Annotated in this window: 9 protein-coding genes; 6 read left to right on the top strand and 3 right to left on the bottom strand. The window is 41.5% G+C overall.

Annotated elements, in window-relative coordinates:
• Positions 1-1,131: 1,131 nt before the first annotated feature.
• The 4 genes from thrS (at position 1,132) to rnr (ending at position 7,658) form a co-directional block, all read left to right on the top strand.
• A complete protein-coding gene (gene thrS, locus JMW90_RS03315; protein WP_201561672.1) occupies positions 1,132-3,066 on the top strand; it encodes a threonine--tRNA ligase in 1,935 nt (644 codons plus the stop codon).
• Positions 3,067-3,089: 23 nt separating this feature from the next.
• Complete coding sequence (gene infC / locus JMW90_RS03310; protein WP_011281352.1) at positions 3,090-3,593, top strand: translation initiation factor IF-3; 504 nt, start codon at positions 3,090-3,092, stop codon at positions 3,591-3,593.
• 360 nt (positions 3,594-3,953) lie between these two features.
• A complete protein-coding gene (locus JMW90_RS03305) occupies positions 3,954-5,198 on the top strand; it encodes a toxic anion resistance protein (protein ID WP_201561671.1) in 1,245 nt (414 codons plus the stop codon).
• Between the two features lie 147 nt (positions 5,199-5,345).
• Complete coding sequence (gene rnr / locus JMW90_RS03300; protein WP_201561670.1) at positions 5,346-7,658, top strand: ribonuclease R; 2,313 nt, start codon at positions 5,346-5,348, stop codon at positions 7,656-7,658.
• Positions 7,659-7,757: 99 nt separating this feature from the next.
• On the opposite strand, the gene JMW90_RS03295 is transcribed toward rnr, so the two are convergent.
• From JMW90_RS03295 to hisA, 3 genes are all read right to left on the bottom strand, one after another.
• Positions 7,758-8,078: a hypothetical protein gene (locus JMW90_RS03295; RefSeq protein ID WP_201561669.1), complete on the bottom strand. Its 321-nt coding sequence runs from the start codon at positions 8,076-8,078 to the stop codon at positions 7,758-7,760.
• A gap of 221 nt (positions 8,079-8,299) precedes the next feature.
• Positions 8,300-10,039, bottom strand: a complete 1,740-nt coding sequence (locus JMW90_RS03290; RefSeq protein ID WP_201561668.1) for a mechanosensitive ion channel family protein — start codon at positions 10,037-10,039, stop codon at positions 8,300-8,302.
• A gap of 56 nt (positions 10,040-10,095) precedes the next feature.
• Positions 10,096-10,836 carry a 1-(5-phosphoribosyl)-5-[(5-phosphoribosylamino)methylideneamino]imidazole-4-carboxamide isomerase gene (hisA, locus tag JMW90_RS03285; protein ID WP_201561667.1) on the bottom strand — a complete coding sequence of 247 codons (741 nt, stop codon included), beginning with the start codon at positions 10,834-10,836 and terminating at the stop codon, positions 10,096-10,098.
• Between the two features lie 349 nt (positions 10,837-11,185).
• Between hisA and JMW90_RS13880 the strand changes: the two genes are divergently transcribed.
• Together JMW90_RS13880 and JMW90_RS03280 are read left to right on the top strand one after the other, a co-directional pair.
• Positions 11,186-11,317: a hypothetical protein gene (locus JMW90_RS13880; RefSeq protein WP_265089214.1), complete on the top strand. Its 132-nt coding sequence runs from the start codon at positions 11,186-11,188 to the stop codon at positions 11,315-11,317.
• A 600-nt stretch (positions 11,318-11,917) separates the two neighbouring features.
• Complete coding sequence (locus JMW90_RS03280; protein ID WP_201561666.1) at positions 11,918-13,270, top strand: Na(+)-translocating NADH-quinone reductase subunit A; 1,353 nt, start codon at positions 11,918-11,920, stop codon at positions 13,268-13,270.
• Positions 13,271-13,274 lie beyond the last annotated feature (4 nt).

The following is a 13,274-nucleotide window of genomic DNA, read 5'->3' as shown; positions in this document are numbered from 1 at the left end:
CTATGAAGCTCTTTAAAGAAGCTTCTAAACTTGGCTCATCTAATCTGGCAAAATCGCTAAAAATTATGTTCGTAATGAATTAACTTTGAGTTTTTCTGCTGTCTTAAATGATAATTTTTATAGTTAGAATCCTATCGAAAAGATAGTCAACCAACTTTATTTTTTAGCATTCTGAATCAGCAAAAATCCACACAAGTTGTTCTTTAGTTTAAGCTTTTAAATAGTTGTCATCACTGTCGTCCAGTAGATGATTATCCGCTAAATAAGGGTAAGCTATTTGCTTATCTTGTTTAGCGAGCTGACTAGTATATCATTAAATATAAGTCTGTCAACCCTTTGTTCTAATTCGTTTCAACGGGTTATCTGGGTTATAAGTTTGTTAACTTATTTGCCAGCTTCCCTTTGCTGAGGTGCGTATTATAGACGCTTTTAATTCGGTGTCAAGGGTTAAATTATTTTAACTCAAAAGTAATTTATCAAGTTTGATTGTTTCAGTAGTAAGCTACTTCATCAGTAAGCTACTTCATCAGTAAGCTACTTCATCATCGCACTTTCCCTTTCGACTGGGGCGCATTATACGTAGTTTTAAGAGAGGGTCAAGGGGTTTCTAGGGGTTTTTCAAGATTAATAGCTTTGTGGCAACAAAGATTTTAATTAGGTGGACTGTCATGCAAAGCATAACTGTTTTGAGTTAACTACCTGTATTAAGGAGTTCAAACTTCTTATTATGGGCATGATACTTATTAATAAGCTCTTTTGTTGTATCTCTGCCTTTATATATCATCCTTGATATTTATACAGACAGCACTTATATATAGAAGCTGACTACTCCCTTGCTATCTAGTGTTTATAGACGGTTTTTGCTATAATAGCCGCTTTTATAACATTACTTAATAGCAGTTCTGCTATCTTTATATAGAAGGTGGTTCGTTTTCCTTTATAGTAAATCGATTGTAGCTTGTTAAATAGCTATAAATCGCGATGCTATATATGCCTGAAATCAATGCTTTTAAGTAGTGTATATCTCTTACAACATATCATAGTGGTTGGATATAATTGACGCAGTCTTAAGGTTATATGATTGATGGTTGCAATCATCACTGCCAACGGACGCAAAAAGGTGAATAGATTATGGTAGCGATTACTTTACCCGATGGTAGCGTAAAAAACTTCGAAGGCAATACATCCGTCATGGAAGTGGCGCAAAGTATTGGGCCAGGACTTGCCAAAGCAACCGTTGCTGGGCGCGTGAATGGGCATTTAGTAGATGCTAGCGATCCTATCGCCCATGATGCTAAAGTCGAAATCGTTACTGCAAAAGATGATGACGGTGTCGATATCATTCGTCACTCATGTGCGCATCTATTAGGTCATGCGGTCAAGCAATTATATCCTGATGTGAAAATGGTGATTGGTCCCGTTATCGACGACGGTTTTTATTATGATATCTATAGTGAGACACCGTTTACGCCTGAGCATATGGCAGCCATTGAAAAACGTATGATGGAACTTATCAAGCAAGATTATGACGTCATCAAAAAAATAACGCCACGTGCTGAAGTCATTAAGATTTTTGAAGAACGTGGTGAAGACTATAAGCTTAAGCTGATTAATGATATGCCAGGTGAAGAAGCTTTTGGTCTGTATCATCATCAAGAATATGTGGATATGTGCCGTGGTCCGCACGTGCCAAACACGCGCTTTTTGAAAGTATTCAAACTAACTAAAATGTCTGGCGCTTATTGGCGCGGTGATGCTAAAAATGAGCAGCTACAACGTATCTATGGCACAGCTTGGGCGGATAAAAAAGATTTAAAAGCTTATATCCAGCGTATTGAAGAAGCCGAAAAACGTGACCACCGTAAAATTGGCAAAGCCTTAAATCTATTTCATATGCAAGAGCAAGCGCCCGGTATGGTGTTTTGGCATGCCAATGGTTGGACCATTTATCAAGTACTTGAGCAATATATGCGTAAAGTACAACATGATAATGGCTATGAAGAGATTAAAACGCCGCAAATCGTCGACCGTAGTTTGTGGGAGCGTTCTGGACATTGGGGTAACTATGCCACCAATATGTTTACCACCTCGAGTGAAAACCGAGATTATGCGGTAAAACCAATGAACTGCCCGTGCCACGTGCAAGTCTTTAACCAAGGCTTAAAATCTTACCGTGATTTGCCACTACGTATGGCAGAGTTTGGCTCATGTCACCGTAATGAACCTTCAGGCTCGTTACATGGTCTCATGCGCGTTCGTGGTTTTACCCAAGATGACGCCCATATCTTTTGTACGCAAGCTCAGATTCAGCAAGAAGTCGCTGACTTTATTAAGCTGACCCTTGCTGTTTATGAAGACTTTGGTTTTGATAATATCATTATGAAACTCTCGACCCGTCCTGAAAAACGAGTCGGCAGCGACGAATCTTGGGATTTTGCAGAAAAAGCGCTAGCGGATGCGTTAGATAGTTCCGGTCTTGATTGGGCTTATCTACCAGGTGAAGGCGCTTTTTACGGTCCAAAAATTGAGTTCAGTTTGAAGGATTCATTAGGTCGCGTGTGGCAATGCGGTACGATTCAGGTTGACCCGAATATGCCAGAGCGTCTTGATGCTGAATTCGTCAATGAACAAAATGAGCGTGAAGTACCTATTATGTTGCACCGTGCAATCTTAGGTTCATTTGAGCGCTTCATCGGTATATTGATTGAAAACTATGCTGGTTGGATGCCAGTATGGCTGGCACCGCAGCAAGTTGTTGTAATGAACATCACCGATAAACAGGCGGATGCTTGTGAAAATGTCGTCAGTGAGTTGAAAAAATCAGGCTTACGCGCCATTAGTGACTTGCGTAACGAAAAGATTGGATTTAAGATACGAGAGAAAACATTAGAACGTATTCCCTATATGCTAGTATTAGGGGATAAAGAAGTCGAATCAGGCAGCGTCAACGTTAGGACTCGCGAAGGCGAAAATCTGGGCGTGATGAGTGTCGCTGAATTTATCACATTAGTAGAAACAGCTGTTGCCGAAAAAGGCCGACAGATCCCAAAAATAGATCAGGAGTAATACCTATTAAACAGTCAAACCGTTTGAACATCAATGAAGATATCAGTGCCAAAGAAGTCCGTCTGGTCAAAGAAGACGGTGAACAAATGGGCGTGGTCGATATCGACACCGCGATGAAAGCGGCACGTGAAGACAGTCTAGATTTAGTCGAGTTGGTTCCCGAAGCCAAACCGCCAGTATGTAAGATCATGGATTATAAGCACTTCCTCTATGATCAAAAGCAAAAGGCGAAAGAAGCTAAAAAGAACCAAAAGCAGACTCAGCTAAAAGAGATGAAGCTACGTCCTAGCACCGAAGAAGCCGATTATCAGGTTAAACTGAGAAAAATCGTTAGCTTCTTAGAAGATCAGGATAAAGTTAAAATTAGCATCCGTTTCCGCGGACGTGAAATGGCGCACCAAGAGATTGGTCGCAAGCAACTTGATCGTATCATTGAAGATACGGCTGATATCTCAAACGTTGAACAGTATCCTAAGATGGAAGGTCGTCAAATGGGTATGTTACTCGGACCTACTAAGAAGAAATAGAATTTTTAACCATCTATTTTTAGTAGTGGCTGTATTTATATAGATATTCATGATTTCTGACCACCAATATGCTACGGCGTATTGGTGGTTTTTAATATGTGGCACTTAATAAGTATATCTATAGTTCATTCTGACACTGACACCTCTTTGACCATCGTTACTTTAAATATATGAAGTCGACAGTGCTTTACAAAACCCATCTTCTCAACCTTTTCATTACACGGTAATCTAAAGACCTATTCTGTTCTTATTAATAAAAATTCCAATAAAAAAGGTTCAGTCGATAAAAATAATCCATACCGCGACTATGAAGGTCGCTGATAGAAAATATAACCTCTTTTAGATATCATAGGAAGCATTATGCAAGAATTAACCCCACCTGCTAACACCTCTACACCAGCGATTACTCTAACTGCGCCAGAACCTGTCAAAGAGATACAAAAGAGCGAAGCCGATCAGATGGTAAAATTGGATGAAAGCGATATTCCAGAGCTTGATGCCAAAGTTGATGCTTTTGTCGATCATGTTATTAATAACTCCGTACACAGCGCTGAATTTCAACAAAACGTCCAATCTATTCATAACTTGGGTAATAAAGAAATCCGTGAATCGGCGCAAGTGTCTAACCGTATGTTAGAGCTACCTGCTAAAAGCCTCAGTGATAGCTTATTTGATAACTCCCCTATTGCAAAATCATTGACGGAGCTGCGCGGTATCGTCGAAGATTTAGACCCTAGCAAAAAAGAGTTGACCAGCTCACGTAAGCTGTTTGGTTTGATTCCATTTGGTAATAAAGTACAGGATTACTTTCGCCAATATGAATCAGCGCAATCTCATATCAATGCCGTAGTAACGAGCTTATATAATGGTAAAGATGAGCTACTCAAAGACAATGCTATGATTGAGCAAGAAAAAATCAACATGTGGGAGCTGATGCAATCGATTCGCCAATATATCTATGTGGGTAAAAAAATTGACGAGCAGCTCGAGCAAAAAGTTTATGCGATAGAAGCGACTGACCCTGAAAAAGCACGTATTATTAAAGAAGAGATGCTGTTTTATGTGCGCCAAAAAAACACCGATTTTTTGACACAATTGGCCGTCAATATTCAAGGTTATCTAGCACTCGATACGATCCGCAAAAATAACTTAGAGCTGATTAAAGGGGTAGATCGTGCCACAACTACCACTATCTCAGCGCTACGTACAGCAGTCGTGGTTGCGCAAGCCATGACCAATCAAAAACTGGTACTTGACCAAATTACTGCTTTGAATAAAACGACCAGTAGCTTGATTGAATCGACTTCGGCAATGCTAAAACGTCAATCGCTTGAGATTCATGAGCAAGCGACCAGCAGTACCATTGAGCTTGATAAATTGCAAAATGCCTTCAATAATGTCTATGACACCATGGATATGATCAGCAATTATAAAATTGAAGCGCTTGAGAATATGAAGCAAACGGTCAATACCTTGACCACTGAGGTTGATAAAGCCCAAAAATACCTCGATAAATCCAATCAGACCACGGTATTAGAAGTGTCAAAAGAGTTGAACATGAAGAAAATAACCAATCAATCAAATACGGTCGATATCGATATTTGATTGATATAAGCGGTCGCTTTTAATAAAGCTTGGCAGCTAACAACCACGCGCTATCAAATACAGATAAGACAATTGACCTAAGATATTGAGTCGTTGTTCGTGTTAAGATAGTCATTATTAATAATTTAAAAATAGATACGGTAATTTATGAGTTGGAATGATCCAAACGCCTCAGATGAGGCACAAAAATATGACAACCCGATTCCTAGTCGCGAGCTTATATCGAGCACGATTAATGAGCACGGTGAAATCACCCATCAGCAACTGGCAAAAGCCTTTAATATTGCTGATCCTGATCAGTTTGACGCTTTGGGCAATCGCCTAAAAGCGATGGCACGCGATGGGCAAGTTAATCGTGATGGTCGCCCTTATCGCTATCGCACGGTTACTCAACAAGATATCGTAACCGGCACTGTATCAGCGCACCCTAAAGGTTTTGGTTTTGTACTATTAGCTGATATGCCTGACCTATTCTTGCATGAAAAACAAATGCGCTGGGTCTTTAACGGCGATACGGTAGAAGCCGTTGGCACTTCAACAGACAATCGCGGTCGTACTGAAGGTCGCATCGTGGATGTCGTTGAACGTCGTCAAAATCATTTTATTGGCACACTTGCTCATGATGAAGACGGTTACTGCGTCGAGCTTGGTAGTCCAAACAACCATCAGCCGATTACGGTCACAGAAGACAACGTACAGGCGTTCAATGCCAAGCAAGGCTCGCCGGTAAAAGTTGATATTATTGATTGGCCAAATCAGCATGAATTTGCCACTGGCAAAATCACTGAAGTGTTGTCTGATGACAATGATCGTGAACTCATCATTGAGACCACGTTACTTAATTATGATATTCCATCAGAGTTCAGTGAAGCGGCGCTCACTCAAGCAAATGATTATAAAGAGCCCATTGAAAAAGATCTAAAAGGTCGTGTCGACTTACGCGATTTACCATTAGTGACGATCGATGGCGAAGATGCACGTGATTTTGATGATGCGGTGTTTGCAGAAAAGCGTTCTGGTGGTAATTATCGCGTCTTGGTAGCGATTGCAGATGTCAGTTATTATGTGACACCGAACTCGCCACTTGATCAAAATGCTTATGAGCGTGGTACGTCAGTATATTTCCCGCATCAGGTGATTCCGATGTTGCCTGAAGTACTGTCTAATGGTCTCTGTTCACTGAACCCTAATCTTGATCGCCTCTGTATGGTTGCCGATATTAAGATATCACGTGCTGGTAAAATCACCAGTTATGAGTTTTATCCTGGCGTCATGCACTCGCAAGCGCGCTTGACTTATAATCAAGTGAACGCTTATCTTGAGAATCCGAAGGACAGCAGCGTTCCAGAATCGTTGACAGAAAATAAAGATGTCAAAAAATCTGTCGATACTTTGTACCAATTGTATGAATTATTGCTTAAAAAGCGTGAAGAACGTCATGCAATGGAATTTGAGACCGTTGAAACTTATATTAAGTTCAATGAAAAAGGCGGCATCGAAGCAATCTTGCCTCGTACCCGCGGCGATGCTCAAAAGCTGATTGAAGAATGTATGCTGCTTGCCAATACTTGCGCGGCAAACTTTGCCCTGCAAAATGAGCTACCAGTTTTATATCGTAATCATGATAAGCCTGATGGCGAAAAGTCGATGCGTATTCACGAATATGCGAAAAACTTCGGTCTGAGTTTCCCAGAAGAAAATCCAACCCAAGCGGATTATCAGCGTATTATTGAAGCCACCAAAGAGCGCCCTGATGCGATCAGCATTCATAGCATGCTACTACGCTCAATGATGCAAGCGAACTATTCGCCAGACAACATCGGTCACTTTGGTCTGGCTTATGATGAGTATAGTCATTTTACCTCGCCGATTCGTCGGTATCCTGACTTGATGTTGCATCGCGCGATTAAAGCAAAAGTGACAAATAGTAAGCAACCTGTAATGGACTTCTCTCTTGAAGGTGCTGGCATGCAAACGTCTGATACAGAGCGCCGTGCTGAAAAAGCATCACGCTACGTAGAATCATGGCTCAAATGTCATTATATGAAAGATCATGTCGGCGAAGAGTTCGATGGTGTCGTAACTACCGTGACAAACTTTGGTTTATTTATCACCTTAACAGATCTGTATATCGATGGTTTGGTGCATATCTCAAACGTTGGTGATGATTTCTTTGTCTATGATGAGCAACAGCAACAGCTTATCGGTAAAGATAAAGGTACAATATTTGGACTGGGTGATTTGGTCAAGGTAAAAGTAGCAGGCGTCAATATGGATCTGTTACAAATTGACTTTGGTTTACAGGCAAAGCTGCAATCTAGTAAAATGAATCAAACTAAAAAAGATCATTCGAACCCTAGTCAGCCAAACCGCAGTCCCACAAGCAAAGATCAGCCAAAGAAATCACCTGCGACGAGAAATGGCAGTCGTGGTGGTAGAGCCGGTAGCAAAAAAAGCTAGGGCTGCTTTACTCTCTCATTAAAAAAGGCTAACGTTATCGTTAGCCTTTTTTATGTCCTCAGTTTTATAAAAATCAATTAATCACTTCTGTGCGATCAATCATTCCTGTGCAAGGCTCATCTGCTTTAAACGCTCTGCTTCTACTTGCTGCGCTTGATCTATTTTGCTGGTAGCATCATCGAGTATGGCTTTTGGCTGCTGTCCTAATGGCTGGCTTGCAATATCTGATGTATCGCTGCCATTAGCATTGCTCGTATTAGAGCCCTTGTTTTCAGATACGGCTGCATCAGTGAGTTCTGCCTGACTACTCGCTATTATAGCTTCTCTATTTTTTTCACGTTGATTGCCACTCATAATATTAAACCCAAGTAGCACAACCATACCAACGACCGCGAATATAATCAGATGTTTCATTTGCATAAAGAATGTCTCGTCTATTTAAATAAAATATATATAGACGTTTCACTGCATTTTTTATGCCCATTTTTATATAGTTAAAATATCTCAAAAACGCTACAGTGCTGCTGGTATAAATTTTTTGCAGCCTCTGTCTGCATAGGCACAGCAAGCAAGAAAAATGAATATCAGCAGTACTTGATGTATCGATATTACTTTTCCCTGACTATAGTTAATATTCAACGCTATTCTTGCGGGCTACTATTACTCAATAAATCCGTCTCATCTGAGTTTTCTGCAATTTCCTGCTCAACCTTTTCCATCAGTTTTTCGTCGGGACGAGCATCAAGCACCTCATCAGCATTACGACCTTGCAAGATATGTTTCGCTCGCGCCTTTGCTTGCCTTTTATCTTTATCCTCAACCACCGTTTCAGTAGCTTGAGAGTTGTTAGACATTTTATAGTTGTTAGACGTTTTATAGTTGTTAGACATTTTAGAGGTATTCAAAGTATTGGGTGTCACGGTTAACTTTGCGTTATCATCACTAATTTGACCGTTCTGAAAATGCTCAAATGCTTTTTCTAGTTTATGGTTAAAGCGTAGCTGGTAGATGGGCTCAGGTAAACTAAAGCCTTCATCCTCTAACGCATGCTTGGTTTCTCGAATGGCGATACTGCGGGCTTTATAAAAATCAGCTTCTGATTGATTGACCCATACTTGAAACTGCAAAATAATGTTCGAGTCGCCCACTTCCTTGATAACTGCCGTAACTTTTGGCTTATCTAAAGCAAAACCTAATTGAGAAATCGCATCGATACCCACTTTGATAGCAGCAAGTGGATCATCATTGGCATCAACGCCTAATTCAAAGGTGAAACGGCGCTCAGGATTTTTGGTGTAATTTAAAATCGTGGCTTTAAAGACTTCGGCATTAGGGATACGTAACTGGTTGCCGTCTAATGTCATCAAAATAGTCGCGCGTGACGTCAGACGCACCACAATTCCCTCTTGATCGTTAATCAAAATATGATCACGGGCGCGAAACGGCTGGCGAATACTGAGCATTAAAGAGGCAATATAATTTTCAATGGTATCCTTCACCGCGAAACCAACGGCAATACCAATGACACCGGCGCCGCCAAGCAAAGTACCTAAAATTGTCTCCGCGCCAATCAAACTTAGCGTTAATATAAGTCCCAGAATAATAAAGATGACTTTGACGGTCTGCGATAATAATTCTGCGACAAAAGGATTGGGTGTTAAACGTTGCCACATTTTTTGCCGATTGGACAACCAACTGCCAAACCAAGTCACCATAGCAAACAAAACAATCCCGACCAATAATAATGGCACTGCTTTAACAAGGTTTTTTATTTGTACTTTGATACTTTGATAAACCGTCGTGACATTATCTTGCACATCAAGCGTTCGGTTAATTTTATCCTCGACTGTGACGACATCTGTTAAGCGATTGGTGAGATTAATGGCTTGTTGGGCTTTTTTTTCATTGGCTGTCTCACCGGTTAGGGTGACAACGCCTTGGGTGACGCCGACATTGATTGCTTGTAAGCCTTCAATTTCTGAAAAGATACCACTGATACGTTGACGGATGTCATTATCATGTTGCGCGGTTTGAGCGGTCTCAATTTGAGTATTATTACTGCTTTCGCCGTTGATAGCAGGTACAGGCTCAATAGAAATGGGTATTGGCAGAGTTGGTGCAGTTGGCGTTTGAGCAGGCAAAATACTGCTATCAGAAATATTACTAGGAAGAGGGGTGGTATTAATGTCATTAGCGGTATTAGGTAATGCACTGCTATCAAGCGCAGGCTTGGCAGCACTATTATCTAATACAGTAGGATTAACGGTCTCGCTTTCTTGAGCGGCGTAAGTTGGCAAATTTAATAGGATGCTGAATAGCAGCAGTTGACCCCACACTTTTAGGCACTTGCGCAATATCATGTGGTCAAAATAAGCGGCCATAAGCATCCTTGATTATGCCTTATTGATCCTAAATTTAATCAGTGTATTTCTCGATATTACTTACCGTCCAAATAAAGTTGTGCCTCGCCCAAATCTAACGTACCTTCATAAATAGCACGGCCGGTAATGATACCTTCGATACAATCACCATAAGGTTTTAACAGCTCGATGTCTTTCATATCGGTGACGCCACCTGACGCAATCACTGGCAATCCACCTTCGCGTGCTAAATTGACGGTTTGCTCGACATTAACGCCTTGCATCATGCCATCACGGGCAATATCGGTATAGACGATAGAAGAAACGCCAACATCGGCAAAACGCTTAGCAAGCTCAGTGGCTTTGGTATCAGTGACATTTGCCCAACCATGGGTTGCGACCATACCATCTTTGACATCGATACCAACGATAATATGTCCAGCAAACTCACGGCATGCCTCGGCAACAAAATTCGGATCTTCAACCGCTTTGGTACCAATAATGATATAGGTCAGACCGGCAGCAATATATTGCTCAATGGTTTGCATATTGCGCACACCGCCGCCCAATTGAATCGGCAGCTTAGGGAAGGCTTTTGCAATATCATGCACCACTTGCTTATGCACAGGAATCCCATCAAAAGCCCCATTTAGATCGACCAAATGTAGACGGCGCGCGCCTTCTTTTACCCAACGTGCCGCCATCGCAACAGGGTCATCAGAAAACACCGTATCATCTTCCATACGACCTTGTTTTAAGCGCACACACTTGCCATCTTTTAGATCGATAGCAGGGATAATGACAGGGACAGCGCACATATAGGATTCCTTATAAAACGATATTAATAATCAAAACTTGGAGGTAGGTTACAGGCTTACAAAAGCCATTTAAACACAAACTTAATATAAAATGTCTAGAACTGCCAATTTAAACAGACCACGATACAGTCAATTCACTACGAAAGATGCATAAGCGTGATCATGATTTGAAAATGATGTAAGTACTCCAGTCATAAAATCAACTAAAGTTTTCTCTCTAGTGCAGCAGAAAACAGACAGTCATAACCATAAGTTTTAGCACAAAGGACGACTGGCAACATTGGGTAAATTCGCTTACCAACTGGCAATTTTAGGTCAGTTTAGCGTATAATCCTAGGTAAATTTGTATTTGTGTAAAAAACCCGATCATCTGCTACCGGCAGATGATTTCGATAAGCATAAGATGGATGACAGCGCGGTATTGATACGCTTTCAAACGTTTCGCTTAGCAACGGCTGTTACTGAGTCTTACTATAGTTAATCCACTTTTAAAAAGGTACAGAACTAATGGGCTTAATTATTCGCAGCCTCTGTCTGCGTAGGCACAGCAAGCAAGGAAAATTAACCCCATTAGTTCTTTATAACATTTGTACTTCTTTTATTTAGGATCGACTATATTTACCCTATAATCCTAGGTCATTCAATAGCGCTTAGATAGCTTCTACTCAGTATCATAAGTCATGTATCTCTCATTTGTATTTAACCACATGAATAGTGCTGCTTAAATCTCACAAATAGTATGAATTTTAAGGTTTTAATAAATCGTATGGTAAAACTGTATTTTGTCTAACATTATTTCTTTTTGAGATGAGAATTAGATGGCAGTGTTTTAGTATACACCTTGGTAGCCAGTCGCCACTTTGGTCATTCGAATAAGACATTAACGTGTTGTTAAGGAGTCTAAGGTCAGCGTTAATACTCTTATAATAGTAGTCATGAAGTGTCATTTTTAGAACTCCTTATCGCCGTCTTGTTATAGGATATGATTTGGTTGTTTTAGTGATGACGTTACCTTTCATGCTGCCGATATACCACACAGGACGTCTGGTATCGTTTTAGACTATGGACTAAGTTTTCGCTTATGATTACCATCAAGAAAGGTTTGGATTTACCCATCACTGGTGAACCCTCCCGCGAGATATCTGAGCACAGACCTGCCCATGTGGCACTTATTGGCTATGATTACGTTGGCATGAAGCCGACGATGAATGTTAAAGAAGGCGACATCGTAGCAAAAGGTCAACCCGTTTTTGAAGACAAAAAACGGGCTGGCGTTATCTACACTGCGCCTGCTGCTGGTAAGGTCATCGCCATTAAACGCGGTGAACGTCGTGTGTTTGAAAGTCTTGTAATTGCGGTCGACCCAAATGGTGCGGAAGTAGAATTTCAGCGCTATGACTCCCAGCAACTTGCTGACCTAGATTCTGAAGTCGTTGAAACCCAACTGCTTGCCTCTGGTGAATGGACAGCGTTCCGTACGCGCCCCTTTAGCCGTGCTCCTGAAATCGGTGCTCGTCCTCATGCTATCTTCGTCACAGCCATGGATACCAATCCATTGGCATTTGACCCGATGTTGCTTATCAATGAGCAACTGCAGGCGTTCAATGATGGACTTGCCGTATTATCGACCCTCAGCCCAAAGACCTTTGTCTGCCATCATGGCGATAGTCAGTTGACGCCCGTTGCAAAAACGGCGGCGAATAATGTCACTGAGTATCATAGCTTTGCAGGTAAACATCCTGCTGGTCTTGCAGGCACGCACATTCATTTCTTGCACCCTATCATGCGCGGTACAAGCGTTTGGACGATTGGTTATCAAGATGTGATTGCGATTGGTAAGTTATTCACGAGCGGGCATTTATATACGCGTCGTTTGCTTAGCTTAGCTGGTCCTGCTGTCAGTAACCCGCATATCATTGCCACCGAGCGCGGTGCTGATATTGCTGCCCTGACCAAAGGTCATTTGGCGGTTGGCGAGAACCGTGTGATTTCAGGTTCAGTGCTGTCTGGGCGTCAAGTATTCGGCAATATTGCCTATCTTGGTCGTTTTGATAATCAAGTCAGTGTGCTGGCAGAAGGTCGTGAGCGTCCAGCGTTCCACTTCTTTACACCCGGCGCAAACCGTTTCTCTAAACTGCCTATCTATATCTCCCAGTTTTTTGGTGGCAAAAAATATAACTTCACTACCACAAGCAACGGCTCACCTAGAGCGATGGTGCCAATCGGTGTCTACGAAGAGGTCATGCCACAAGACTATCTGCCAACGCAATTACTACGTGCTTTGATTGTCGAAGACATCATCACTGCCGTAGATTTGGGCGTACTTGAATTGGACGAAGAAGATTTAGCATTATGCACCTTCGTATCTCCTGGCAAATATGAATTCGGCGATATTTTGCGTGATAACTTAACGCGCATTGAGCTGGAGGGCTAACCAC

Source organism: Psychrobacter glacincola, from assembly GCF_904846215.1.
Classification (GTDB): Bacteria; Pseudomonadota; Gammaproteobacteria; order Pseudomonadales; family Moraxellaceae; genus Psychrobacter; species Psychrobacter glacincola.
This window is presented reverse-complemented; position numbering and strand designations above follow the sequence as displayed.